The sequence below is a fragment of the Paractinoplanes hotanensis genome (assembly GCF_023717965.1).
Taxonomy (GTDB): Bacteria; Actinomycetota; Actinomycetes; order Mycobacteriales; family Micromonosporaceae; genus Actinoplanes; species Actinoplanes polyasparticus.
This window is the reverse complement of the sequence record NZ_JAMQOL010000027.1, coordinates 26433-50621: the sequence shown is the minus strand read 5'-3', so window position 1 is coordinate 50621 and position 24189 is coordinate 26433. Positions and strand designations below refer to the sequence as shown.

The 24189-nt window shown below is 72.1% G+C and carries 22 protein-coding genes; 4 read left to right on the top strand and 18 right to left on the bottom strand.

Annotated elements, in window-relative coordinates:
* Positions 1 to 436: 436 nt before the first annotated feature.
* The 10 genes from LXN57_RS20740 to LXN57_RS20695 all read right to left on the bottom strand — a co-directional run bounded on the left by LXN57_RS20740 (position 437) and on the right by LXN57_RS20695 (position 10192).
* On the bottom strand, positions 437 to 823 hold the full coding sequence (locus LXN57_RS20740) for a hypothetical protein (protein ID WP_251799818.1): 387 nt from the start codon (positions 821 to 823) through the stop codon (positions 437 to 439).
* Positions 824 to 1134: 311 nt separating this feature from the next.
* Positions 1135 to 2037, bottom strand: a complete 903-nt coding sequence (locus LXN57_RS20735; protein WP_251799817.1) for an arginase family protein — start codon at positions 2035 to 2037, stop codon at positions 1135 to 1137.
* Positions 2038 to 2054: 17 nt separating this feature from the next.
* Positions 2055 to 2729, bottom strand: a complete 675-nt coding sequence (locus LXN57_RS20730) for a hypothetical protein (protein WP_251799816.1) — start codon at positions 2727 to 2729, stop codon at positions 2055 to 2057.
* Positions 2726 to 3538, bottom strand: a complete 813-nt coding sequence (locus LXN57_RS20725) for an ATP-binding cassette domain-containing protein (RefSeq protein ID WP_251799815.1) — start codon at positions 3536 to 3538, stop codon at positions 2726 to 2728. Before LXN57_RS20725 ends, LXN57_RS20730 begins: the two co-directional genes overlap by 4 nt.
* Positions 3531 to 3866, bottom strand: a complete 336-nt coding sequence (locus LXN57_RS20720; RefSeq protein WP_251799814.1) for a PadR family transcriptional regulator — start codon at positions 3864 to 3866, stop codon at positions 3531 to 3533. Before LXN57_RS20720 ends, LXN57_RS20725 begins: the two co-directional genes overlap by 8 nt.
* Positions 3867 to 3950: 84 nt before the next feature.
* Positions 3951 to 5669, bottom strand: a complete 1719-nt coding sequence (locus LXN57_RS20715; protein ID WP_251799813.1) for an ABC transporter ATP-binding protein — start codon at positions 5667 to 5669, stop codon at positions 3951 to 3953.
* Positions 5666 to 7303, bottom strand: a complete 1638-nt coding sequence (locus LXN57_RS20710) for an ABC transporter ATP-binding protein (protein ID WP_251799812.1) — start codon at positions 7301 to 7303, stop codon at positions 5666 to 5668. The genes LXN57_RS20715 and LXN57_RS20710 overlap by 4 nt, the downstream gene beginning before the upstream one ends.
* Positions 7300 to 8124 (bottom strand): ABC transporter ATP-binding protein, encoded by an 825-nt coding sequence (locus LXN57_RS20705; protein WP_251799811.1) that lies wholly within the window; start codon positions 8122 to 8124, stop codon positions 7300 to 7302. The genes LXN57_RS20710 and LXN57_RS20705 overlap by 4 nt, the downstream gene beginning before the upstream one ends.
* Positions 8121 to 9146, bottom strand: a complete 1026-nt coding sequence (locus LXN57_RS20700) for a FecCD family ABC transporter permease (RefSeq protein ID WP_251799810.1) — start codon at positions 9144 to 9146, stop codon at positions 8121 to 8123. Before LXN57_RS20700 ends, LXN57_RS20705 begins: the two co-directional genes overlap by 4 nt.
* Positions 9143 to 10192, bottom strand: coding sequence for a FecCD family ABC transporter permease (locus tag LXN57_RS20695; RefSeq protein ID WP_438872893.1), 1050 nt, complete (start codon positions 10190 to 10192; stop codon positions 9143 to 9145). The genes LXN57_RS20700 and LXN57_RS20695 overlap by 4 nt, the downstream gene beginning before the upstream one ends.
* Positions 10193 to 10279: 87 nt before the next feature.
* On the opposite strand from LXN57_RS20695, the gene LXN57_RS20690 reads away from it, so the two are divergent.
* On the top strand, positions 10280 to 11338 hold the full coding sequence (locus tag LXN57_RS20690) for an iron-siderophore ABC transporter substrate-binding protein (RefSeq protein WP_251799809.1): 1059 nt from the start codon (positions 10280 to 10282) through the stop codon (positions 11336 to 11338).
* A 48-nt stretch (positions 11339 to 11386) separates the two neighbouring features.
* Here LXN57_RS20690 and LXN57_RS20685 read toward each other — a convergent pair whose 3' ends face one another.
* Entirely contained in the window at positions 11387 to 11557 is a 171-nt protein-coding gene (locus tag LXN57_RS20685; RefSeq protein WP_285904652.1) for a Uma2 family endonuclease, read from the bottom strand.
* Positions 11558 to 11573: 16 nt separating this feature from the next.
* Positions 11574 to 12728, bottom strand: coding sequence for an acyl-CoA dehydrogenase family protein (locus LXN57_RS20680; protein ID WP_251799808.1), 1155 nt, complete (start codon positions 12726 to 12728; stop codon positions 11574 to 11576).
* Positions 12729 to 12914: 186 nt separating this feature from the next.
* On the opposite strand from LXN57_RS20680, the gene LXN57_RS20675 reads away from it, so the two are divergent.
* The 3 genes from LXN57_RS20675 to LXN57_RS20665 all read left to right on the top strand — a co-directional run bounded on the left by LXN57_RS20675 (position 12915) and on the right by LXN57_RS20665 (position 19420).
* Entirely contained in the window at positions 12915 to 18029 is a 5115-nt protein-coding gene (locus LXN57_RS20675) for an SCO7613 C-terminal domain-containing membrane protein (RefSeq protein ID WP_251799807.1), read from the top strand.
* A 63-nt stretch (positions 18030 to 18092) separates the two neighbouring features.
* Positions 18093 to 18710: a histidine phosphatase family protein gene (locus LXN57_RS20670; protein WP_251799806.1), complete on the top strand. Its 618-nt coding sequence runs from the start codon at positions 18093 to 18095 to the stop codon at positions 18708 to 18710.
* A gap of 71 nt (positions 18711 to 18781) precedes the next feature.
* Positions 18782 to 19420 carry a hypothetical protein gene (locus LXN57_RS20665; protein ID WP_251799805.1) on the top strand — a complete coding sequence of 213 codons (639 nt, stop codon included), beginning with the start codon at positions 18782 to 18784 and terminating at the stop codon, positions 19418 to 19420.
* 1 nt (position 19421) lies between these two features.
* On the opposite strand, the gene LXN57_RS20660 is transcribed toward LXN57_RS20665, so the two are convergent.
* From LXN57_RS20660 to LXN57_RS20635, 6 genes are all read right to left on the bottom strand, one after another.
* Positions 19422 to 19871, bottom strand: a complete 450-nt coding sequence (locus tag LXN57_RS20660) for a SitI3 family protein (RefSeq protein WP_251799804.1) — start codon at positions 19869 to 19871, stop codon at positions 19422 to 19424.
* A gap of 6 nt (positions 19872 to 19877) precedes the next feature.
* On the bottom strand, positions 19878 to 20282 hold the full coding sequence (locus tag LXN57_RS20655; RefSeq protein WP_251799821.1) for a CdiA C-terminal domain-containing protein: 405 nt from the start codon (positions 20280 to 20282) through the stop codon (positions 19878 to 19880).
* Positions 20283 to 20573: 291 nt separating this feature from the next.
* The gene (locus tag LXN57_RS20650) at positions 20574 to 22073 is read right to left on the bottom strand and encodes a PstS family phosphate ABC transporter substrate-binding protein (RefSeq protein WP_251799803.1); all 1500 of its coding nucleotides are present in this window, start codon (positions 22071 to 22073) and stop codon (positions 20574 to 20576) included.
* Between the two features lie 48 nt (positions 22074 to 22121).
* On the bottom strand, positions 22122 to 22535 hold the full coding sequence (locus LXN57_RS20645) for a glutaredoxin domain-containing protein (RefSeq protein WP_251799802.1): 414 nt from the start codon (positions 22533 to 22535) through the stop codon (positions 22122 to 22124).
* 9 nt (positions 22536 to 22544) lie between these two features.
* Entirely contained in the window at positions 22545 to 23042 is a 498-nt protein-coding gene (gene purE, locus LXN57_RS20640) for a 5-(carboxyamino)imidazole ribonucleotide mutase (RefSeq protein ID WP_251799801.1), read from the bottom strand.
* On the bottom strand, positions 23043 to 24185 hold the full coding sequence (locus LXN57_RS20635; protein WP_251799800.1) for a 5-(carboxyamino)imidazole ribonucleotide synthase: 1143 nt from the start codon (positions 24183 to 24185) through the stop codon (positions 23043 to 23045).
* Between the last annotated feature and the right edge of the window lie 4 nt (positions 24186 to 24189).

Here is a 24189-nt window from a genome sequence, read left to right as displayed (position 1 = left end):
GGCGAGGCGGTCACCGTTCTGCGCCGAGTCCGACCGGGGCGAGGCGGTCACCGTTCTGCGCCGAGTCCGACCGGGGCGAGGCGGTCACCGTTCTGCGCCGAGTCCGACCGGGGCAGAGTTAAATACTGCGCGCGGGGCAACGCCGATACTCGCGCCAAGCGGAAACGCGCCCGCTTTCGAGCAAGGAAGCTGGCGACCGTTCTGCGTTCGGTTGTGACTGGGCACAGTGGAGGGCTGCCGCGCCGGCGCTCGCGCCGAGCGGAAAGGCGCTCGGGCCGCATCGTAACGATGCGGCCCGAGTACCGGGGTGGTTCAGGCGCGGGACCGAGAGCATGGACGGAACTCTCGAACCCGCTACCTGTCATGCCGGAAGGCTCATGCCGGGACGGTTCGGGGCATCACGGCCGCTGAGCTTTCCAGCCGGCTGACACTGGGATCAGCGACGGTGACCGTGACCGCCGTGGCCGTGGCCGTGGCCGTGACCGCCGAACGGGCCATGGCCGCGGCCGCCGCCACGCCAGTTCTGCTCGACCTCGAGGGCCCACAGGCCACGCTTGAAGCCGAAGCGGACCCGGTCGCAGTCGTAGTCGTCCCAGCGGTCGCGCCACTCGCCGATGCGGCCGACCCGCTCGCAGGCGCTCCGCGTGCGGAAGTAGCCGGCGACCCGGTCGCGGTCACCGTGCTTCTGGACCTTCGTCGTGGTCGCGGGCTTGGCGGCCGACGCGTCCGCGCTGCCAGCGGCGAGCGCCGGGCCGGCGCCGATCGTCGCGCCCGCCATCAGGCCCAGGCCCAGCATGGTGAACATCCGAGCAGTCTTGCTCATCTCAACCTCCAAGTGGTTCCTGCCTTACGCCACAGATCGTGGCATATCGGACGCAAGGGACGGTGGGAGGCTTATACGTACTTTCGGCTGATCTTGCCTGACCGTTTGTGCTGCCGGTCACACTGTCCGCGAGACACCTGAGCGTCACCGCTCGCGTTGCGGAGACGCCGACGCAGCGCGGGGAACTAGAGCGGCGCGAGAAAAAAGAGCGGGCCATGCGCCCACGCAGCACGAAAGCGGCTGCACGGCCCGGAAAGTGGCTACCCGCCACGGAAGCGCGGAGCGGCCCGACGGCTCAGCGGCGCAACGGCTCACACGGCCAGCGCGGCGGCCAGGGCAGTGGTGAAGTCGCTCAGAACTTCGGGGTCGGGGGCGTGGTCGGGGTTGATCTCGGTGAGGACCACGGCGGCCAGGCGTGGACTGTGGGCGAAGACCGACACGCTGGTCATCGCCTCGTGCAGGGACAGGCCGATCGGCTCGCCGCCGGAGTCGGGGACGTCGGCGATCGGCATGGCGGCGAAGCGCAGCACATCCACGTCGAAGTGCAGCACGAAGGATTCGCCAGCGGACTCGGCCGCGGCCAGTGCCTCGGCGGCGGCCGCGTGGGCGTCGCGGTGCACGTCGAGCGCCGAGATGCGGGTGATGGCCAGCTCTTCCAGCAGGTCGCGTTCAACGTCCGGGCCCTCGGCGGGCAGCGCGTCCCCATAGGACACCACGCGGTCGGGAGTGAGCGGCGGGCCGACGGCGGCGACCTCGGGCAGGTGGCCGGGCAGTCGTAGCAGGTGGGCCACACCCATCGCGTCCAGGTTGCCGTTCGCCCTCGTCCCGGGCGTGAACAGGTCGGGCCCACCGTCCATGTAGAGCAGTGCCGGATCCCTTGCCGCCTGGGCGAACCCGGCCATCACGCCGACGGTGATGCTGCAGTCGCCGCCCACTACCAACGGCGTACGCCCCTCGCCGAGAACGACCGCCACGGCCGCCGCCACATCGTCGGCGACCGCGGCCACCGCTGTGGCGTTCTGGCCGTTCTGCCGCTCGGGGTCGGGACGCCAGCGGAAGCCGGGCACATCACCGCGGTCGTCGACCTGAAGGCCGGCGGCGCGCAGATCGCTCAGCAGGCCGGCGGCCCGGACAGCGGCCGGCCCCTGCTCCAGCCCGGGCGTGTGCGCTCCGGCACTCGACGGAACTCCCAGCACGGACCACAGACGGCTCATGATCCCATCCTGGCAGGTCACGGTTCGGGATAGCGGGCCAGCCGCAGGCGCCATTGGAACAGGGCCAGGGTGCCGCCGGCGCAGATGAGCCAGGTGACCCCGGCGTGCGCCAGACCGTGCCACACCATGTCGAAGCTGCCGCCGTCCACGGCGTACGTGCCGATCTCGCGCACCGACCAGAACGGCATCAGCTTGGCGGTGAGACCGGCGGGGTCGGCCAGCATCTGCACGGCCACGACGCTCAGCAGGGCGAGAGCGCCCTCGAGCTCGCGCGGCAGCAGGGCGCCGATCAGGCTGCCGAGCGGGGCCGCGACGACGGCCGAGACGAGCATCATCAGCGCGGCCGCCCCCAGGTGCAGCACGTCCTGATCCAGCCAGGTCAGAATCCAGTAACCGCCGGCCAGCGCCACACCCACCCCGGTCATGGCGAGCAGCCGGCCGCCGATGATGCCGATGACCGGCGCGCCGGTCAGGCGCAGCCGCGGATCGACGCCGCGGGACGCGTTGACCACGAACAGGGTCAGCGTCGAGATCGCCCAGCCGATGCCCAGCGCCAGCATGCGCATGGACTGGCCGGTGGCGTCGCGGCGGACGAGGTAGAACCAGAACGGCAGGGCGATCACCAGGGCCAGCGCGGCCCACCGACGCCCGACCTCGCGGGTCGAGAGGGTGGCCACCACGAGTGTTGTCATCGCTCCCCCAGATCGAGCACGTGGTCGACGTTCTGCAGATCGTGCAGCAGGTGGGTGACCACCACGATGGCCCGGCCGGCGTCGCGCCAGGCGAAGACCTGCTGCCAGAAGTCCACATAGGTGCCCTGGTCGAAGCCCTGGTAGGGCTCGTCGAGCAGCAGCAGATCGGGCGCGTGCAGCTCGCCCAGCACCAGGTTGAGCTTCTGCCGGGTACCGCCGGACATCTGCTGGGCGCGCTGCTGCCGGCCCGGCCGCCAGGCGAGGCGGGTGGCCAGGTGGACGCCGGTGGACCGGGCACGCCCGGGCACCATGCCCGCCGCCGCGCCGAACAGGGTGAAGTGTTCCTCGGCGGTCAGCCAGCCGGCCGTCCCGCCGTCCTGCGGAACGAAGCCGACCCGCCGGGTGCGCTTGACGGTGCCGCCGCTGGGCCTGGTCAGCCCGGCGCAGATGCGCAGCAGCGTGGACTTGCCGCAGCCGTTGGCTCCGACGATGGCAGCGACCTCGCCCCCGCGCACGGTCAGGTCGACGCCGGTGAAGACCGTCTGGCGGCGATAGCGCTTGCTGACTCCGGTGAGGCTCAGCAGGATCGGGCCGGGTTCGAATTTCGTACGCGGGGAAGCCGCACCCGGCGCGCTGAGCTCAGCCACCAGATGGCGGGCGTAGAGGTGCGCGGGCCCGAAGACCTCCCCCGGCGCGTCCGCAGTCTCGGCCGCCTGCTGCGACGTTTCATCGGCGAGCCGCCGGGCCCGGCCGGGCTGTACCCCGAGGCGCAGCAGCTCGGCCTCGAATGCCGAGGGCCAGTCAGTCATGACGCACCTCGCTGGCGCTCAGCAGCGCGTCGACACCGTCGCGGAACCGGCGCCAGTCGGCGGCCTGACCATCGAGCAGATCGCGTCCGGCACCGGTCATCGCGTAGTACTTGCGACGCGGCCCAGCCTCGGAAGGCGCCCAGCTGGGCGTGGCGAGCCCCTGCTCCTCGAGCCGCAGCAGAGCCGGATAGAGCGTGCCGCCGGGCACATCGGCCACACCGGCCGCGGCCAGCCGCTGCGAGAGCCCGTAGCCGTAGTCGGCCCGTTCCCGCAGCATCGCCAGCAGACAGAGATCGAGAAACCCGTGCAGCCAGGGCCGTGGAGTCATGGCTAGGCAGGCTACCTGGTTAGCAGAGAGCCTGACTAGCCGGGATCCCGGCAAACCGACGGCGACATGGCGGCCGACCGCCGCTCAGTGGGTGCGCTGGCCGGACCAGGCCTGCCAGAGAACGGCGTACGGGCCGGGCTCGGCCACCAGGGCTTCGTGCGGCCCGTTCTGTACCACCCGGCCGTTTTCCAGGACCACCACCCGGTCGGCGGTCACGGCCTGGGTCAGTCGGTGGGCGACGATCACCGCGGTGCGGCCCTGCAGGGCCGCGGTGGCCACTCGTTCCAGCAGGCGGGCTCCGGCGCTGCCGGCTTCGGCCGTCGCCTCGTCCAGGATGGCCACCGGCGGGTCGGCCAGGATCAGGCGGGCGAAGGCCAGCTGCTGGGACTGGGCGGCCGTCAGGGTGTGACCGCCCGAGCCGACCTCCGTCTCGAGTCCCTCGGGGAGCTTGGACACCCAGTCCAGGGCGTCCACGGCGGCCAGGGCCGTCCGCAGTTCCTCGTCGGTGGCGGCGGGGCGGGCCAGGCGCAGATCCTCGGCCAGGGGGCCCGCGAAGACGTGGACCTCCTGGGTGATCAGGGCGACCTCACCGGCGGGCACCGCGACGCTTCCCGAGAGTGGGTCGTGGACGCCGGCTATCACCTTGGCCAGGCTGGTCTTTCCGGCTCCGGTGGAGCCGACCACCGCTACCCGTTCGCCTCGGGCCACGGTGAGGTCGACCTCGTGCAGCACCGGGCGATCCGGGTGGTAGCCGAAGGTGAGGCCGCGGACCTCGATGGCCGACGGCGCGTCGGACGGCTCGGCCTCGGCCCGGGCCGCGGCGGTCAGGGACGCCACACCGACCAGGCGGTTCAGGCCGGAGGCGGCGGCCTGGGCGTCGTCGACCAGGGCGAGGGCCACGTTGACCGGGTTGAACAGGCCGTGGAAGTACAGCGCGGCGGCGGTGGCCGTGCCGATGCTGACGGCATCACCGCGTACGAGGAAGAAACCGGTCGCGAGCACTGCGGCCAAGCCGGCGAACTCGGCGACGTGCAGCCGGGCGTAGAAGCGGGTCTGCAACGCCACGCCCTGAAGCAGCAGGTCCACCGCCCGCTGGGAGCGAGCAGCCACCCGGCCGCTGTGTTCGCCGGCGATGCGGAAGGCCCGGATGGTCGTCGCGCCGTCGATGGTGGCCAGCAGCTGGTGCTGCTGAGCGCCGACCGCCACCCGCTGTCGCGCGTACAGGGGCACAGCCCGGCGGGCATACCAGCGGACCGTGTACGCCTGCACGGGCACCGCCAGCAGCGCGGCCACCAGGAAACGCCAGTCGAGCACCGCCATGCCGCCGAGCGTCAGCACGATGGTCAGCAGCGCGCGGGTGAACTCGGGCAGCGCGGTGCGGGCGGCCTCGGCAACGACCGCGACGTCGTTGGTGACGCGCGAGGTGAGGTCGCCCGCGCCCGCCTTCTCGACCTGTTCCAGCGGGAGTCGCAGCGCCGATTCCACGAACCGTTCGCGCAGTCGGGCCAGGGTGTCCTCGCCGACCTGAGCCAGCAGCGCGATGCCGAGACCGGCCAGGACCGCTTCGAACAGGGCGGCGCCGACCAGGCCGGCGCCCGCGAGCACGAAGTCGCCCGTGCTGCCGCCCTTGGTGGCGAGGTCGACGATGTGGCCGAGCAGCGGCGGCGCGACCAGGCCCGCGACGGTGCCGGCGACCAGCAGCGTGAGCGCCCCAGCGAGCCGGGCCCGCTGGGGGCGGAGGAATCCGAGGACGACCGAGCGCGTACGGGCCCCGGTCGCGATCGGGAGCAGAGTGGTCGTCATGCCAGCACCGTCTCCCGGTACGTCTCGTCGCCGGCGGCCAGGTCGCCGTGGGTGCCCTCGGCGCGGACCGCGCCGTCGTGCAGGAACACCACCCGGTCGGTCACCGCGAGCAGGGCCGGACTGGTGGTGACCAGGATGGTCGTGCGGCCCTCGCGCATCTGCCGCAGCCGGGCCGCTATCCGGGCCTCGGTCACGGCGTCGACGGCTGTGGTCGGGTCGTGCAGCACGAGCACCGGCGCCTCGGTGGCCAGCGCCCGGGCCAGCGCGATCCGTTGGCGCTGACCGCCCGACAGGGTGCGGGCGCCGTCGCCGAGCACGGCGTCGAGGCCGTCGGGCAGGCCCCGGGCAACCTCGTCGGCGTCGGCAGCGGCCATCGCTGCGTCCACTGTGGCCGGTTCGGCGCGGTCGAGCGAGACGGCCGCCCGGATCGTGCCGTCGAAGAGCTCGGTGTGGTGCTCGACGGCCAGGACGGCGGCGCGCAGGTCTTCCGGTTCCAGCGAGGCCAGCGTCACGCCGTCGAGTTCCACCACGCCGTCGGCCGGGTCGGACGACCGGCTCAGCAGGCGCAGCAGTTCGGCGGCGGCCGCGTCGGTGGCGACGATCCCGACGGTCTCGCCGGCGGCGATCTTCAGGGCCACATCCCGTACGCGCAGATCGATCTGGCCCTTGACCGGGGTGACCGGGGTGGCGTCGCCGCCGGTGACCGCGACGGGCGCCGACAGCACCGCCTCGATGCGCCGGGACGACGCGCGGGCCTGCGCGAAGTCGGCGCCGACCCAGCCGAAGGTCGAGAGCGGACCGACCAGGAACTGGGCCAGGCCGACGGACGAGATGAGCTGGCCCACGGTGATCTCGCCACGCACCGCGAGGATGCCGCCGACCGTGGCGATCACGGCGAGGAAGAGCCCGCTGACCGTGAGGACCACGCCCTGGTAGGCCGCCTCGGTGCGGGCCGACCGTACGGTGGCCGCCAACGCGACCTGACTGCGCTTCCGGTAGCGGGAGACCGCGGCCTCCTCGGCGCGCAGGCCCTTCACCACGCGCAGCCCCTCGACCAGGTCGGCCGCGACTCCGGAGGCCTCGGCCGCGTGTTCCTGCTCGGTCTCGCTGCGTTCCTCCAGCGGCTTGCCGATGAACTGGCTCAGCCACATCAGCGGCGGCAGGCCGAGCAGCACGAGCAGGCCGAGCGGGATCGAGATCCAGAGCAGCAGCACGGCGGTGAAGACCACTGCGACGACGGCCGCCGTGCCGTAGACGATCGCGACCGCGACCCCGCCGACCCGGGCCGTGTCGCTGGTGGCGATCGAGACCAGGGCGCCGGGCAGCCGGCCCTCCTCGGCGCCGCCGCGGTTGTGCAGCACCCGGCGGGTCACCTGGAGGCGAAGGTCGTGGGCGGCCTGCTCCGAGGCGCGCGCGCCGGCCCGGGCGCCGTAGCGGAAGCTGTAGCTGAGTCCGATGTAGACAGCTCCGAGCACGCCCAGCCAGAGGAACAGATCGCCGACGCCGCCGTCGACCGCCCGGTCGATGATGACGCCGATGAGGAACGGCACGGAGACCTCGCCCGCCTGGTGCAGGGTGGCCAGCAGCGCGCCCGTGGCGATCGGCCGGCGCTGCTTCGTGAGCGCAGGCTTCACGCGCGAGCCGCTTCCGGCGTACGGACGCCGCGCCGTCGATGACGGTCGGCCGGAACCACCATCGGGGTTCCGGTCTCGGGGTCGTCGATGACCCGGCACGGCATCGCGAAGACGTCCTCGACGAGCTGGGCCGTCATCACCTCGGCCGGCGGGCCCTGGGCGACGACCTCGCCCGCCTTCATCACGATGAGCTCGGTGGCGTAGCGGCAGGCGTGGTTGAGGTCGTGCAGCACGGCGACGATCGTGCGGCCCTGCTCGTGCAGCTCGGCGCAGAGGTCGAGCACCTCGAACTGGTGTGACAGGTCGAGGAACGTGGTCGGCTCGTCGAGCAGCAGGATCGGCGTCTGCTGGGCCAGCGCCATGGCCAGCCAGACCCGCTGCCGCTGACCGCCCGAGAGCTCGTCGACGAAGCGATCGGCCAGGTCGGACACCTCGGTGAGGCGCATCGCCTCGGTCACGGCGTCCTCGTCCTCGGGTGACCACTGCCGCAGCAGCCGCTGGTGGGCGAACCGGCCGCGGGCGACCAGTTCCTCGACCACGATGCCGCCCGGCACGATCGGCGACTGCGGGAGCATGCCCAGCTGCTTCGCGACCTGCTTGGACGAGTAGGAGGCGATGGCCTGCCCGTCCAGCCAGACCGCCCCGGCCTGCGGCTTGAGCACGCGGGCGAGCGCCTTGAGCAGGGTCGACTTGCCGCACGCGTTGGGGCCGACGATGACCGTGAACGAGCCGTCGGCGATCCCGACGTCGAGCTTCTCGGCGACGACCCGCTTGTCGTAGGCGAGTGTCAGGTCCTCGGCCCGCAGGCGGGGATCGGTCATCGTCTCGCTCCTCGTTCGCGGAACAGCAACCAGGTCAGATAGACGCCGCCCAGCGCCGCGGTGATCACGCCGACCGGGATGTCGTTGCCGGGCAGGGCGTTCTGCGCGGCCCAGTCGCCCGCGGACAGCAGCGCCGCCCCCATCATGGCCGCCGGCAGGATGCCCGCGTCGGGCGAACGGCTCAAGCGGGCGGCCAGCGGCGGGGCGGCCAGAGCCACGAACGCGATCGGGCCGGCCGCGGCCGTAGCACCGGCCGACAGTCCCACGGCGGCGAGAGCCAGGATGGCCCGGCTGCGTTCGACCGGCACGCCCTGGAGCACCGCCATCTCGTCGCCGAGCGCCAGCAGCTTCAGATTCCGTCCGAAGTAGATGACGGTGGGCAGCAGCAGGACGACGGTGACAGCGACGATGACCACCTCGGTCCAGCCGCGCCCGTTCACGCTGCCGATCAGCCACACCTGGGCCGCGACCGCCTCGTTGAGGCGAGCCCGGTAGATCAGGTACGAGTTCAGCGCCTCCAGCAGCGCCGAGACCCCGATTCCCATGAGTACGAGCCGGAACGGCTGCACACCACGGCGGAACGCGAGCAGGTAGACCGCCACGGCGGTGACGACGCAGCCGACGATCGCCCCGGCGCCGACCTGCACGCCGCCGCCCCCGGCGATCAGCATGACGATGAGCGCCCCGGCGGCCGCGCCCGTGGTCAGGCCGATGAAATCGGGGCTGCCCAGGGGGTTGCGGGTCAGGCTCTGGAAAACCGCGCCGCTGGCGCCCAGGGCCGCGCCGACCAGCAGGGTGACCAGCACCCGGGGCAGGCGCAGCTCGTACACGATGAAGTCGGTGCCGGCGTCGCCCCGGCCGGCCAGGCTGCGCAGCACGTCCACCACCGGGACCGGGAAGTCGCCCGTGGTCAGGTTGACCAGCGCGACCGCCAGCGCGGCGAGGAGCAGCAGGACGCTCACCAGAAGGGCGCGCGGATACACGCGTACGGAGAGGCCGGCGCCCCGGATGACCGTTCTCACAGCGAGCTCAACCGGGGCCGGCGGCACAGCGCGATGAACAGGGGCGCGCCCAGGAAGGCGGTGACCACGCCGACCGGCAGCTCGGCCGGGATGACGAGGACCCGGCCCAGCACATCGGCCCCGAGCAGCAGGGCCGGGCCGAGAAGGACGGCGTAGGCCAGGATCCAGCGGTAGTCGGAGCCGACGATCATGCGGGCCGTGTACGGGACGGCGAGCCCGAGGAACCAGATCGGACCGGCGGCGGCAGTCGCGGCGCCGCACAGCAGGGTGACCGCCAGCAGGCCGAAGGCGCGGATGCGTACGGGATGAGCCCCGACCGACGTGGCGGAGTCGTCACCGAGGCTGAGCGCGTTGAGCTGGCGGCCCAGCACCAGAGCGAGCAGGATGCCGGCCACGAGGAACGGAAGGACCCGCAGGACGGTCCCGGAGTCGCGGTCGGAGAACGAGCCGACGTCCCAGTGCCGGTAGCGATCGAACGCCTCGCGGCGCAGCACCAGCACCACCCACACAGCGGCGCCCAGCACCGCCGTGATCGAGATCCCGGCCAGGATCTGGCGCTCCGGCGTGGGATGCCGTCCGGCGCCACCCAGCGCGAAGACCGCGGCCGAGGTGAGCGCGGCGCCGGCGAAGGCGAACCAGACGTAGCCGGACGCGGTGGTGACGCCGAGGAAGGCGATCGCGAACACCACGCTGGTCGAGGCGCCCATGTTCACGCCGAGCAGCCCCGGCTCGGCGAGCGGGTTGCGCGTGAGGGCCTGCATGACCGTGCCGGCCAGACCCAGGGCGGCGCCGACCCCGACGCCGAGCAGCGTCCGCGGGAGACGCAGATCGTGGACGATCGCCGATTCCGCCGAGTTGTCGGGGTGCCAGAGCACCTGCCACACCGTGGCGAACGAAATCGTGCGGCTGCCGATCGCGATGCTCAGCATTATCACGACAAATAGGACAGCCAGGGCCGCCGCGAAGCCGATCCAGCGCCGATTCGCCCGCCTTCGGTGCGCGCTGGAGGGTGGGGCCGCAATGACGGCGGTCAACGTGGGCTCCATGGGTTCTGCGTTTAGGTGAGGCTAACCTACACTCGCGTTCGAGGTCACCCGTCCCGGGGCCTCGCGTTTTGCAGAAGGGAACAGCCCGTGCGGCTCTTCAATATCCGGCGGACTGCCACGGTGGCGGCGGCCGGGCTCCTCCTCGCGCTGACCGCGTGCGGACCGAACAGCGAAAACGACGAGCCGGCGGCCACCGCCGGCAGCGCCTCGGCGGGCGCCGACGCCGCCGCCTTCCCGGTCTCCATCGCCCACAAGTTCGGCACGGCCGAGATCAAGGCCGAGCCCAAGCGGATCGTCACCGTCGGCCTCGTCGAGCAGGACGCCCTGCTGGCGCTGGGCGTCGTCCCGATCGCGACGACCGAGTGGTTCGGTGAGAAGCCGGGCGCGATCTGGCCGTGGGCTACGGCGGCGCTGGGCTCGGCGACCAAGCCCGAGGTGCTGACCTCCACCGACGGCATCCAGTTCGAGAAGGTCGCGGCGCTCAAGCCCGACCTCATCCTGGCCGTCTACTCCGGCCTGACCACCGAGGACTACGCCAAGCTGTCGAAGATGGCGCCGACCGTCGCCCAGCCCAAGGGCCAGGTCGACTACGGCGTGGGCTGGCAGGAACTGACCCGTACGGTCGGCGAGTCGGTCGGCCGCAAGGCGCAGGCCGAGAAGCTGGTCACCGACACCGAGGCCCTGTTCACCAAGGTCAAGCAGGACCACCCCGAGTTCGCCGGCAAGACCGGCCTGATGGCCACCACGTACGAGGGCTACTGGGTGTACGGCACGCAGGACCCCCGCGGCCGGCTGCTCGCCGACCTCGGATTCAAGCTGCCCGCCGGCCTCGACGAGATCACCGGCAAGGAGTTCGGCGCCAACCTGAGCAAGGAGCGCACCGACCTGCTCGACGTCGACATGCTCGTCTGGATCGTCGACAAATACGACACCGACAAGGCGAAGGTGCAGGCCGATCCGCTCTACTCGAAGCTCAGGGTGAAGACCGAGGCCCGCGACCTCTACGTCGAGAACCTCGAGCAGGTGGGCGCGGCAACGTCGTTCATCTCGGTGCTGAGCCTGCCGTACCTGCTCGACAAGCTGGTCCCGCAGATCGCTCAGGCCGTCGACGGCGACCCGGCCACCGCGGTAGTCCGCGCCGGCTGATCCGCCAGCGGCAGACGGGGCCGGGCCGGACCAGCCTGGCCCCGTCGTTCAGCCTTCGAGGTGCTCGGCCGGGTCTGTCTGCAGCAACCAGGCCAGAGGCGTCTTCGACACCACCTCGTAGGCGCCGTCCGGCCCGAGGACGTGCTGGGTGACGGTCTGCGCGGCATCCCGGTCGACGATCCAGTAACGCGGAACGCCGGCCGCCGCGTACTCCCGCAGCTGTGGACAACCGTCGTCAGTCCTTGAGCAGCTGGCGGGCCATCACGACGCGCTGGACCTGGTTGGTGCCCTCGTAGATCTGGGTGATCTTGGCGTCGCGCATCATGCGCTCGACCGGGTAGTCGCGGGTGTAGCCGTAGCCGCCGAGCAGCTGGACGGCGTCGGTGGTGATCTCCATGGCGGCGTCGGAGGCGAAGCACTTGGCGGCGGCGCCGAAGTAGGTCAGGTCGGCGTCGCCGCGCTCGCTCTTGCCGGCGGCGACGTAGGTGAGCTGGCGGGCCGCCTCGAGCTTCATGCCCATGTCGGCCAGCATGAACTGCACGCCCTGGAAGTCGGCGACCGGCTTGCCGAACTGCTTGCGCTCCTTCACGTAGCCCTTCGCGAAGTCGAGCGCGCCCTGGGCGATGCCCAGCGCCTGGGCCGCGATCGTCACGCGGGTGTGGTCGAGCGTCTTCATCGCGGTCGCGAAGCCGGTGCCCTCGTCGCCGATCATGCGGTCGGCCGGGATGCGTACGTTGTCGAAGTAGACCTCGCGGGTCGGCGAGCCCTTGATGCCGAGCTTCTTCTCGGGCGCGCCGAAGCTGACGCCGGCGTCCGACTTCTCGACCACGAAGGCGGAGATGCCCTTGGACCGCTTGGACGGGTCGGTGACCGCGAAGACGGTGTAGTACTCCGACACGCCGGCGTTGGTGATCCAGCGCTTGACGCCGTTGAGCACCCAGTGATCACCGTCACGCACGGCCCGGGTCGTCATCGCCGCCGCGTCCGAGCCGGCCTCGGGCTCCGACAGGCAGTACGAGAACATCGCCTCGCCCGACGCGACCTTCGGCAGGTACTTCTGCTTCAGCTCCTCGGAGGCGGCGATCAGCAATGGCATCGTGCCCAGCTTGTTGACCGCCGGGATCAGCGAGGAGGAGCCGCAGGCGCGGGCCACCTCCTCGATCACGATGGCGGTGGCCAGGGCGTCCGCCCCGGCGCCGCCGTACTCGACCGGGATGTGCGGGGCGTGGAAATCGCTCGAGCGCAAGGCGTCGTACGAGGCCTTGGGGAACTCCCCGGTCTCGTCGGCCTCGGCCGCGTTCGGCGCCACCCGTGCGTCGCACACCTCGCGCACCGCGGCGCGGATGGTCTCGTGGTCCTCCGGCAGCTGGTAGACGTCGAACTCGCTCATTGGCCTGGCCCCTTCGGTTGTGCAGTCCCGCCACTATGTTACTGGCGCGTAGGGTACGCCGACCAGAGGTTGGGTATGAGGGCCGAGGGCGTTTTCTATAGATGTCGGCCCCGGTGAGCCTGTTCTAATGAGGTGTCGGACCGGCATGCTCTAGACAAGGTGTGGCCGGCAGGTCGAGGAGGTTCCGTGGCGCAGGCTGAACAGCCCGACAGCTACGACGATGAGCTGGCCCGGATCGAGGCCTCGATCGCGGATCTGAAGATCCGCGACATGGCCGCGGCCAAGGAGCGCACCCAGATCGCCGCCAAGATCCAGGCGGCGCAGTTCCAGCGCGACATCCTGGCCCACGCCAACACCAAGAAGAAGGCCACCAAGACCGGCAAGTCCCGGCGCGTACGACGTCGCGGGCCCGACGAGTTCGCGCCGCCGCCCCCGCCGACGGGCGGCCCGGCGGAAGAGCCACCGCCACCGCCACCGCCCTCCTCCCGGAGGAGCGGCCCGCGGCCCGACTGGGCCCCGCCCGGCTCGCCCCACGCCGGGCCGCCCGGGGTCGCCACCGACGGCGTGACCATGCTCGTCGACGACCCGCCGCCGACCGAGCGGGTCGCGCCGCCGCCGCGCCGCACCGCGGGCTTCAGCGGCGCCGAGCACCACCCGCCCGAGGCGTCCTCCCAGTCGGTGCAGAACATTTTGCTGGCGCTGGGCGCTCTGCTCATCGGCGTGGCGGCGGTCGTCTTCGCCGGTGTCGCCGTCACCAATCCGTTCGCCCGGGCCCTGATCCTCGCCCTGGCCACCACGACCGCGCTGGTCGCCGCGCCCGGCATCGCGCGCCGCGGCCTCAGCTCGACCGGCGAGACGGTCGGCTGGGTCGGCCTCATCCTGCTGCCGCTCACCCTGTTCGCCCTGCACGGCAGCGAACTGACCGGCGGCATCGGCGTGCCGGTCCCGCTCTATCTGGGCATCACCTTCGCGATCACCGCGGTCGCCAGCTTCGCGTACGCCGGCGCCACCCGCCTCGCCGCGCCGCGGTACGCCACGGTCGTGGCCGTGCAGCCGGTTCCGCTGCTGCTGGCCGAGCCGATGGTCCAGAGCCCGGCCGGCTGGGGCATGGCCCTGACCGTGGTCGCCGTGCTCGACCTGCTGCTGCTCACCACCGTCATCCGCCGGGGCCGGCTGCTTCCCCAGTGGCCGTGGGGCCGCCCGGTGGCCGCCGACCGCGAACACCAGGACCCGGTGCTGCCGGCCGAGGACGCGCCCGAGCGCCCCGAGACGGCGCCCGAGGAACCCGACCTCATCCTGCACGGCAGCTCCACCCGGCGTCGCAAGGGCTGGTTGCGGACCCGCATTTTCCCCGGCCCGCGTCCAGCCGGCGCGCCCGCGGCCGGCTCGGTGCCGATCGCGCCGCCGGCGACCCCGCCGTCCGCCGACTGGCTGCGCGAGCTGACGTTCGCGCTGCTGTGCGTGGCCAGCGCGGGCGCCCTGCTCTATTCCTCTGTGGCTCTGCTGCAGGCTCGTGTGCTGCCCGACGCGCTGCGCTCCGGGCTGATCCTGGTGCTGGCCGCGCTCACCGGGTTCGCCGCCGCCTGGCTGCTCGACAACCTGACCGCCCGCAACATCGCCGGCGGCGTGCTGACCATCTCGGTGATCGGGGCGACGGCCCGCATCGCCGACGTCGTTTCGCCGCACTGGACGCTCGCTGTGGCCGCCGCCGCGGTCGCGGTCGCCGGCGCCGTCGTCGCTCTGGTGCCGCCCGAGGTGCGCCGCGGCCCGCAGATCGCCTCGGCGGTCGCGCTCGCCATCATCGGCCTGGTCCTGGTGCTCGACTGCCTGCGCGCCGCGTTCGAGCTCCTCCAGGCCGCCCGTCCGGTCTGGCACGCCGATCCGGCCCTCTACACCCAGCGGATGGCCGAGGCCGCCAGTGACCTGGGGTGGCTGCTGGCCTTCAGCGCGCTGCTGGTCACGATCGCCGCCGCGCTCGCCCTGCCGCCCAGCGTGCGGCACGAGGGCGCGGTCGTCGGCATCGCCCTGACCGCTCTGGCCGTACCCGCCTCGCTCGGCCTGGACTGGTCCGGGGCGCCCTGGCCGCTGGTCATCGCCGCGGTGGGCATCGGCGCCGCCGGCCTGGCCGCCACCACCCGCCGCATAGCGATCGTGCACGTGGCCGCGGCCGGCGTGGTCGGCCTGTTCGGGGCCGGCGCTGCCCTGGGCGCGGCCTGGCTGACCGCCGCCGTGCTGACCGCGATCGCCGGCGCCGGCGTGATGATCGCCGTGGCCGCCCGGCAGATCCCGATCCGGCTCTACGCCTGGCTGGTCGGCGACTGGGCGTCCGGCGCGACCGCGCTGGCCCTGCCCGGCGCCGTGGTCACCGCCGCGCTCGCCGTGGCCGACCAGGGCAACGGCCCACCCGCGACCGAAGCGGTCACCGTGCCGGCGCTGGCCGTCGGCTTCCTCGCCGTGGCCGCCACGCTCAGTTATTCCGCGGTGTTCCAGGTGGCCCGGCGCGACATCAGCCTGCCGCTGACCGTCGGCACCGGCCTGGGCGCGATCGCGCTGGCCCTGGCCGCCCTGCTCTCGCCCGGCGCCACCGCGCCCGACGTCTGGGTCGGTGCGCTCCTGCTGGTCGCGGCCGGTCTGCTGTTCTTCTCGAAGTCGATCGACAACGGGCGGCGCAGCGACCGGGTGCTCGACGGACCGGACATCGCGGCCGCCGCGGCCACCGTCGCGATCTGCGGCGCGCTGGCCCGCGTGTTCGCGCTCGCCTTCCCCGAGGCGCCGCTCGCCGTGGCCGGCGTGGTGGTGCTGCTCGTCGCGCTCGGCGTGGCTGTGCTGCCCGAGGAGTGGAGTCGCGGCCCCAACCGCGGTCTGGCCGTCGCGGGCGTGGTCGTCGGTGCGATCGCCGGCTACCTGGCGCTGGCCGGGGCGATCCGCATGCTGGCCGTCTCGGCCGACCTGTGGGACGCCGACCTGACCGCCTTCCCGGCCCCCGGCCCGGGCGCCTGGCAGGCTCCGTTCGCCCTCGTCGTGGTCTCGATCGCGGCCGCCATCGCAGCGCCCCGCCCGTGGTCGCACCTGTTCTCGGCGATCGCCGGCGCCGCGGCCGCCATCGGCGCGCCGTTCGCGCTGGGGCTGCCCTGGTGGTCACCCCTGCTGATCGGGGGCGCGGTCGCGGTGGCGTACGCGATGGCCGCCGTCGCCGCCCTCGAGCCCGCCGCCGCGCTCTGCCGGGCCGGTGCGGCCGCCGCCGTCCTGCTGCACGCGGTGATCTCGTCGCTGGCCCGGCCCTGGTCGACCGCGCTCGCCCTGCTGCTCGTGGTGATGATCGGCGCCCTCACCGCGGTCATGGCTCGCACCCCGGTCCCCACCATCGAGAGCCCGCCGCCGGGCACCCCCCTGCCCCCGCCGGGCCGGTTCTGGTCGTCCTCCACCGTCGCCGAGGCCGACCTGGCCCGCGACGACACCGGCCTGCCCCGTCACCGCGCCCAGATCGGCGGCGCCGCCACCGGCGCGATCATGCTGGCCCTGCCCGGCGTGCTGGCCTCGGTCGCCGCCGACCAGCAGCACGGCGCCCAGGTCGTGCTGACGGGCGCGCTCGCCGCGTCCAGCCTCAGCCTGGCCCTGCTCGCGCTGACCGGCCGCTACATCCCGCAGTTCCTGCCCTGGGCCACGGTCGGCCTGGTCCTCGGCGCGACCATCACCGCGTTCGCGTCGATCCCCACGCCGCACCCGACGGCCCTGTACGCGGCCGCGGCGGCCCTGCTCGGCGTGATGGCCGAGCTGTTGCGCGGCTCGATCCCGGCGCCCGGCATCACGCTGGCCCGGGAGGGCGTGTTCACCGGCGCCGGCCGCTACCAGCCCCGCCGGTGGACCACGGCCCGCCCGCTGGGTCTCAGCGGCCGCTGGCTGGTCGACCCGGCCACCAGCGCGGTCGTGCTCGCCCTGCTGCCGACGATCCTCGCCCTGTTCTCGATCGCCCCCGCCCTGCGGGCCGCGCTGATCGACCCGCTGGGCCAGCTCTCGCACATCTGGGACGGTCCGATCCCGGCGCTGGCGCAGCCCTCGTCCGGCTACGTCGACGGCACCAGCGTCCTCGCGATCGTGCTGCTCACCGGGGCGGCCGCGCTGGCCGCGGTCGGCTTCGGCGGCAAGCCGTCGGAGGCCGTGCCCGTCATCCTGCCGGGCGTGGCGATCACCATCCTGATCGCGCCGATCGCCCTGCACGCGCAGTACCCCACCGCCACCACGGCCGCCCTGGTCGTGTTCACGATCTCGATGCTCGGGCTGGCGCTCACCCCGCCGCCGGCCGGCCGCCGCTCGTCGCTGCTCGGCACGACCCGCACGATCGTCTTCGTGATCGGGCTGCTCGCGGGCAACGCGGGCCTGGCCGGCAGCCTCGCCCAGCAGCGGCTCACGCTGTTCACGCTGGGCAGCGCGATCCTGGTCGGGCTGGTCGCCGCGCTCGGCGGGCGCAGCCGGTTCGCCCGCGTCCTGGGCTGGGTGTTCGCCGCGGTGATGGGCCAGCTCTTCGTGCTCACCGCGGCCATCGCGGCCGGCGTCGAGCGACCCTGGGCGGCCTTCGGTGTGCTGGCCGTCGGCGCCGCGCTGCTCATCCTCGAGGCCACGGTGCCGCGCCTGGGTCTGCCGCAGTACCGCGCCGAGGCGTCCACCGTCGAATGGAGCGGCTATGCGTCCGCACTGATCGCCGGTGTGATGGCCTTCGACTCCCCGCCGCACCTGGCGGCGCTGCTGGCCGCCTGGGGCGCCGTCCTCGGCCTGGCCGCGGCTCGGGTCGGCCGCCCGCCCAGCCAGCGGCGGGCGCTGTTCTGGACAGCCGTCGGCTTCGAGATCGTCGGCGTGTGGCTGTTCGTGGCGCTGGCCGACGTCGCGCTGCCCGAGGCGTACACGTTGCCGTTCGCCGCGCTGGCCCTGCTGGTCGGCGTCATCGAGTCGCGCGACCGGCCCGACCTGAGCAGCTGGGCCGCGTACGGTCCGGCGCTGCTGGCCGCGTTCGTGCCGACGATCGGCATCGTCCTGGCCGGCAACGGCGGCGAGACGCGTGAGGTCCTGCTGCTGCTGGCCGCGGTGGCCACCCTGATCGTCGGCTCCCGCAACCGCCAGCAGGCGCCCGTGGTCGTGGGCGCGGTGGCGACCATCTTCGCGGCCATCCACTTCGCCAGCACGCTGGTCGGCCCGTGGCTGGTGCTGGTGCCGCTGGGCGTGATCCTGCTCTGGGTCGGCGCCACCAACGAGAACCGCCGCCGCACCCGCGAGGGCCTGCGCGGCGCCCTGGTCAAGATGCGCTGAGGACGCCGGCCGCTTCGCCCCGCTTGTCTCACGGCGGACTGAACATGGCCGTACATTGGCGGCGTGAGAACGCTGTACGTCGTGACGCATCCCGAGGCGACCCACCACGTCGACGGGCTGGTCGGCGGCTGGCACGACTCCGACCTCACCTCGCACGGGTCGGCCCAGGCCGCGCGGATCGCCGAGGCGGTCGCGGCCCGGGCGCCGCAGGCCGAGATCTACTCGTCGGACCTGTTGCGTACGCGCCGCACGGCCGAGGTCATCGCCGCGCGGCTGGGCACGGTGGTGGTGCTCGACAGCGACCTGCGCGAGAAGTCGTTCGGCGAGGCGGGCGGCCGGCCACAGTCCTGGCTGGACGAACGTTTCGTGCCACCGCCCGAGTTCGGCGAGCGCATGCGCCACGACGAGGGCCTGCCCGGCGCTGAGACGAAGTGGGACCTGGCCGTCCGCGTCTATGCCGCGGTGGAGCGCATCCTGAAGTCGGACGCGCCCGACCAGGTGATCGTGACGCACGGGATGGCCGCCACCTTCGTCCTCGCGGCCTGGATCGAGATGCCGCTCGAGTCAGCGGGCCGGCTGGCGTTCTGCTTCTCCCCCGGCGGCATCACGACCCTGCGCGAGGACGACCGATTCCACAACCACGCGATCGTCGCCCTGGACGACGTTGCGCATCTGGGTTAGCGCCTCATCCGCGCTTCTGGATATCCCGCCGTACGCTAGCCTGCGGTCAAACGAGATCAACAGGAGCCCACGTGCGCAGACGCGGTTGGCTGGCCGCCGCGGCCGGGGTGCTGGTCGCCACCGGTCTGGCCGCCCGGCACTGGCCGGCCGACGAGGCCCGGGCCGGCGTCATCGCCCCGCCGCCCCGGACAGTCGACTCATCTGTTCCGGACGCGAAACTGCTGAACAGTGTCCTGTACGTCGACGATTGGCGCCGGTTCGGCAATCCGGCCGGCTTCGCCTACGTGCCGAGGTCCCGCCCACCCGGCCTGATCGAGATCTCCCCCGGCAACCCGCCCAACCTGAGCGGCGCCGCCCACCGCGGATCCGGAAACGGCGCCCTGCTCGACGGCTACCGGTTCCGGGCCGGCAACGCCCGCATCTTCGTCGTGGTCGAGTTCGCCGCGGGCCCCACCTCGACCTGCGCTGACGTCTCGGACTTGTCCCACGCGATCTGCGTCCGCAACAGCAAGCCGATCCGGCCCGAGCCCGACGACGTCGCCCTCCGCCGGACAACGGCCTACTTCACCGCCAACAACAGCGCTGCCCTGAAGTCGAAGGAGGCCGGGGCCGCCAAGCAGTTCTGGGCCGAGGCCGAGATGGTCCCGGCCGAGGACGCCACGTGGCTCACCGATCTGATCAGCCGAGCCGAGGCCGCCGTCCTGAAGTAGCTCAGCCTGGAACGATTTGATCAGAGCCCTCGTGAATGGCCCACCATTTGTCCCGGCGGTGCTTGACCACGACCCCGTTCAGCCGCGTCAGCAGCAGAATGTCGCCGTTGACGAAGAACGCCGCGTCTTCCGAACCGGTGCTCAACACCCGGCGGACGACCGTCAGCATGCTCACGACCTGGTGGTCCAGGTCCGACGTCTTGGCCATGCGGAACATGACCGAGGTATAGGGCTCCGGCTCCCATTCCCAGTTGCCGTCGTCGCTCAGGACCTCGACGAAGCGGCTCCGGCCCGACTTGACGGTCGCGACGAACCCGTAACGATCATCGAGGGCCGACACGAGCAAAGGCGCAGTGCCCGTCGGCCGCTCCGCGAGATCGGGGAATGCACGCTCGGCCACCACCTCACCAGGCGTTCCCCCGGCCAAAGTCAGTTCGTACTCGGTCGCCACGGATCGTCACGCTCCCAGTTCGGTATAGGGCGGCAGGTCGAGCTGAACGACGGTCCCATCAGATGTGATCACCTTGGCTTCCTTCAAACCCGGCATCGGCCAGTCGGCGAACTGCGTCCGTAACGCGGACAGGTCACCGCGCCAATCCTCGAGGTTGATGACCACACGCTGCGTCTGTTCGGCTTCTATCTTGCCTTCCTGAACCTGGCGCCAGATTCCGCGCGCGCTCTTGTCCGGGTTCGTCGGCGAATAGGCGTCGAAGACCCGGCCCTCCAGCAGGTAGTCCGGGTTCTTGTCCGGATCTCCCCGATCGCCGGTTGTCAGGCGAGCCTGGGCAACCTCGTCCGGGGAGGGATTCTGCTTGATCTGCCAGCCTTTGTCCGCGAGGACGACGGCCCCCGAGTTCTCCATCTCGAGTGAACGTTGGACCTCATGGTCCTCGCGACGCGGAATGCTCGTCGGACGTCCTTGCGGGACACCGCCCGGCACTCCGGTGCTAAGAGTGACTGACGTCTGCGGCTCATGCGCGGCTCCGGCGCCGGAACGGCCCGCTTCGGCCACGTCGGTGGTGAAGTCCTGGCCCTCGCGCACGTTTCGCGGTTCTCGCCCAGCGTTTCCACCGCGTCGTCTTTTCGCCATAGCGCTGGACCACCACTCCCGCCCCCCGGTGAGTCATCCATTGAAATAGGGGGTGGCAAATGGTCAGGAGATGGGGGCCGGGTGGCAGAGTTGGGGGTTGGCGAGTTCGGCGCAGGGGCGGTCGCCGTGGGCGCGGATGATGTCGGCTCCTACCTGGGTGGTCAGGTAGCGCAGGAAGCTGGCGGTCAGCGAGTGGGCGTCCGGGTCGCCGTGGGTGTAGCCGAGTTCGGTCTCCCAGAACGGGTAGGTGCCGTGATCGGCGTCCGGCACGGTGGCTGGGCGGCCGTCGATGCGTACCAGGGCAAGGTTTTCGCGGTTGGTGGCGGCGCCCAGTTCGCTGTAACCGAGAGCGCCCGGGGTGTCCGCCACGGCGCGTAACACGTCGTCGGTGGAGTTGCGGGCGCAACGCACCAGGCCGGTCGGTGAGCCGGGATCGCGGTCGCGGCAGTTGTCGGAGTTGCTGCCGGGCTCGCGGACGCCGCCGAGGACGCGGCGCTGGAAGGCGGCCCTGGTGCCGGAGCCGGGGTTGCGGCTGATCAGACGCACCGGCACGTCGCGTCCGCCGATCTCTTTCCAGTTGGTGATGGTGCCGCCGTACAGCCGGCGGATCTGTTCGGTGGTCAGGTCGCGCACCCCGGTCTCGGCGTTGACCACGAGCGTGAACAGCACGAACGCGAGGGGCCGGGCGACCAGGCCGGGCATGCCGTCGGGCTTGTCACCGTCCGAGAAGGCCAGCATGTCGGCGTGCTCGCCGGCCCGGGTGAGCGCCAGCAAACCCTCGCCGCTGCCGCGCATCTCGAAGCTGAACGTCGCCTCGGTGCAGACGTCCTGATAGGAACGGGCGGCTTCGCGCGCCACGGGCTCGAACGCCGTCGAGCCGGTCAGGGTCAGCCGGCCGGCGGCACAGTCGAGGGGCGTGCCGTTGTCGCTGCGGAAGAAGACGACGGACTGCGCGACGACCAGCACGGCCAGGAACGCGATCAAGGCCATCGCCCGCTTCGAGGTTCCCGTACGGCTGCGGGTCTCGATGATCCGGCCGTCGCCCACGCCGCCCTTGATCGTGCCGACGACGATCGGGTCGGGGTACGGCCCGTCGGCCTTCGTGGCGCCGTCGGAGCTGTCCAGGGCGGCCAGCACCTTGTAGTGGTCGTTCCGGTTCATCGGCACCTTGGGCAGCTCGACCAGGTCGTCGCGCACGATGAGCCCGGCCAGGCTGGACCTCAGGTTCTCGTCGCTGAGTTCGGTCACGACGAGTCCGACCACGCGCCGCCCGGGGAAGCTCACCCGGATGCCGGCCTTGTCGTCGTCGCGGACGGCGTAGTCGTGCTCGTCGATGTTCGTACGGCCGGTGTTCTCGATCCGCAGCAGCACGATGCTCGGATCGACCAGCGGGACGCCGTTGTTGCTCAGTTCACCGAGCGCACCCGGTGCGGCGATGTCGCCGACGTCGTTGGCCGTCGTGTCCATCTGCACGCGATAGCCGAGCCGCTTGCGGCCCTTGACGAGGAACTCGTAGATCGCCGCGACGCCGGGCACGACAACACCCAGGGTCGCGAGCGCCACACTCCACCAGAAGTCGATGGGCCGAGCCTAGGAGCGCTCCCTGAACGTTCAGTTAAGGTTTCGCACCAGCTGCGGTGAAGGGTTCACAAAGGACTCGGACACGGTCACGACCGTGGGCACGGTCTCGTTGCCGTCGGCGATCGAGCGGACCGTCGCCGCACCATCGGGGTCGCTCCAGATGTCGACCCAGTGGTAGCGGCCGGCCTGCCGGGCCAGCGAGCCGCGCAGCCGCAGGCAGAACGGGCACCCCGGCCGCCAGTAGATGATCGGGTGGCCGTCGGTGGCCTGGGCCGCCCGCGCCTCGGCATCGGTGATCGAGTGGGGAAAGGCGCGCGGTGACACGAGGGCCCCGAACACGACGAAAACCGCGAAGAACGCCAGACCGGGCAGCGAGCCGATCCAGAACCCACCCAGGACGCCGATCGCCACCAGGAAGGTCGTCGATTGCCAGCGGCGGGTCATGTCGCGAGGTTACCCCAGCAGCTGCTCGCGGAGCGCGGCGTCCTTCTCGGCGACCAGCTTCTCGAGGCCGGCCTGGAAGTTGGCCATCTTCGTCCGCAACACCGGGTCAGCGGCGCCGAGAATGCGCACGGCGAGCAGGCCGGCGTTGCGCGCGCCGCCGATCGACACCGTCGCCACCGGCACGCCGGCCGGCATCTGCACGATCGAGAGCAGCGAATCCATGCCGTCGAGGTGCTTGAGCGGCACCGGCACTCCGATCACCGGCAGCGGGGTCAGGGCGGCCACCATGCCGGGCAGGTGGGCGGCGCCGCCGGCCCCGGCGACGATCGCCTGGAGGCCGCGGTCGGCCGCGGTCTCGGCGTAGTCGACCATCTTGCGGACCGTGCGGTGGGCCGAGACGACGCCCACCTCGAACGGCACCTCGAACTCGGCGAGGGCCAGCGCCGCCGCCTCCATCGTGGGCCAGTCCGAGTCGCTACCCATGATGATTCCGACGAGCGGTGCCATTTACCGGCCTTCCTGAAGCCATTGCGCGGCCCGGGCCGCGCGGGCCCGGACCGAGGTCATGTCGTCGCCGAGCACCGTGACGTGCCCGATCTTGCGGCCCGGGCGGACCAGCTTGCCGTACAGGTGCACGCGGGCGCCGGGGTCGGTGGCGAACAGGTGGTGCAGCCGCTCGTCGATCGAGATGCCGCCCGGTTCGCCGCCGAGCACGTTGGCCATCACGACGGCGGGCGCGGTCAGCGAGGTCTCACCCATCGGGTAGTCGAGCACGGCCCGCAGGTGCTGCTCGAACTGCGACGTGCGGGCGCCCTCGATCGTCCAGTGGCCGGAGTTGTGCGGGCGCATGGCGAGCTCGTTGACCACGATGCCGTCGACCGTCTCGAACAGCTCGACGGCGAGCAGGCCGACCACGCCGAGCTCGTGGGCCAGGTCGATCGCGAGCTGCTGGGCCTTCAGCGCCAGCGCCTCGTTCAGGCCCGGCGCGGGCGCGAGCACCTCGACGCAGATGCCGTCCCGCTGCACGGTCTCGACCACCGGGTACGCCGCGACCTGCCCGAACGGCGAGCGGGCGACCAGGGCGGCGAGCTCGCGGCGCAGCGGCACCCGTTCCTCGACGATCAGCGGCGTGCCGGTGGCCACCAGCTCGGCCGCCTCCTGAGGGCCGCCGAGCGTCCAGACGCCCTTGCCGTCGTACCCGCCCCGGGTTGCCTTGGCCACCACCGGCCAGACGCCGCCCGCGAAGGTCTCGACGTCTTCGGCCGACTCGACGCGGCCCCACCGCGGCACCGGGGCACCCAGCTCGGCCAGCTGTTCCCGCATCAGGCCCTTGTCCTGCGCGAAGACCAGAGCCCGAGAGCCGGGGAAGATCTTGACGCCCTCGGCCTCGAGCGTCTCGATGTGCCCGGTCGGCACATGCTCGTGGTCGAAGGTGACCGCCTCACAGCCCTTGGCGAACTCGCGCAGCGTCGCCAGATCGGCGTGTGTGCCGATCCGCACATCGGCCGCGACCAGCGCGGCGCTGTCATCGGGCGACGCGCTCAGCACGCGCAGTGACTGACCGAGAGAAATCGCGGCCTGGTGGGTCATCCGGGCCAGTTGGCCCCCGCCCACCATGCCGACCACAGGCAGACCGGTTCGTGTATCCATCGCC

Coding starts and splice junctions, on each gene's coding strand:
- LXN57_RS20740 (WP_251799818.1), bottom strand. CDS start 823: ATGAGCAAGACTGCTCGGATGTTCACCATGCTGGGCCTGGGCCTGATG.
- LXN57_RS20735 (WP_251799817.1), bottom strand. CDS start 2,037: ATGAGCCGTCTGTGGTCCGTGCTGGGAGTTCCGTCGAGTGCCGGAGCG.
- LXN57_RS20730 (WP_251799816.1), bottom strand. CDS start 2,729: ATGACAACACTCGTGGTGGCCACCCTCTCGACCCGCGAGGTCGGGCGT.
- LXN57_RS20725 (WP_251799815.1), bottom strand. CDS start 3,538: ATGACTGACTGGCCCTCGGCATTCGAGGCCGAGCTGCTGCGCCTCGGG.
- LXN57_RS20720 (WP_251799814.1), bottom strand. CDS start 3,866: ATGACTCCACGGCCCTGGCTGCACGGGTTTCTCGATCTCTGTCTGCTG.
- LXN57_RS20715 (WP_251799813.1), bottom strand. CDS start 5,669: ATGACGACCACTCTGCTCCCGATCGCGACCGGGGCCCGTACGCGCTCG.
- LXN57_RS20705 (WP_251799811.1), bottom strand. CDS start 8,124: ATGACCGATCCCCGCCTGCGGGCCGAGGACCTGACACTCGCCTACGAC.
- LXN57_RS20695 (WP_438872893.1), bottom strand. CDS start 10,192: ATGGAGCCCACGTTGACCGCCGTCATTGCGGCCCCACCCTCCAGCGCG.
- LXN57_RS20680 (WP_251799808.1), bottom strand. CDS start 12,728: ATGAGCGAGTTCGACGTCTACCAGCTGCCGGAGGACCACGAGACCATC.
- LXN57_RS20655 (WP_251799821.1), bottom strand. CDS start 20,282: ATGGAGAACTCGGGGGCCGTCGTCCTCGCGGACAAAGGCTGGCAGATC.
- LXN57_RS20645 (WP_251799802.1), bottom strand. CDS start 22,535: ATGACCCGCCGCTGGCAATCGACGACCTTCCTGGTGGCGATCGGCGTC.
- purE (WP_251799801.1), bottom strand. CDS start 23,042: ATGGCACCGCTCGTCGGAATCATCATGGGTAGCGACTCGGACTGGCCC.
- LXN57_RS20635 (WP_251799800.1), bottom strand. CDS start 24,185: ATGGATACACGAACCGGTCTGCCTGTGGTCGGCATGGTGGGCGGGGGC.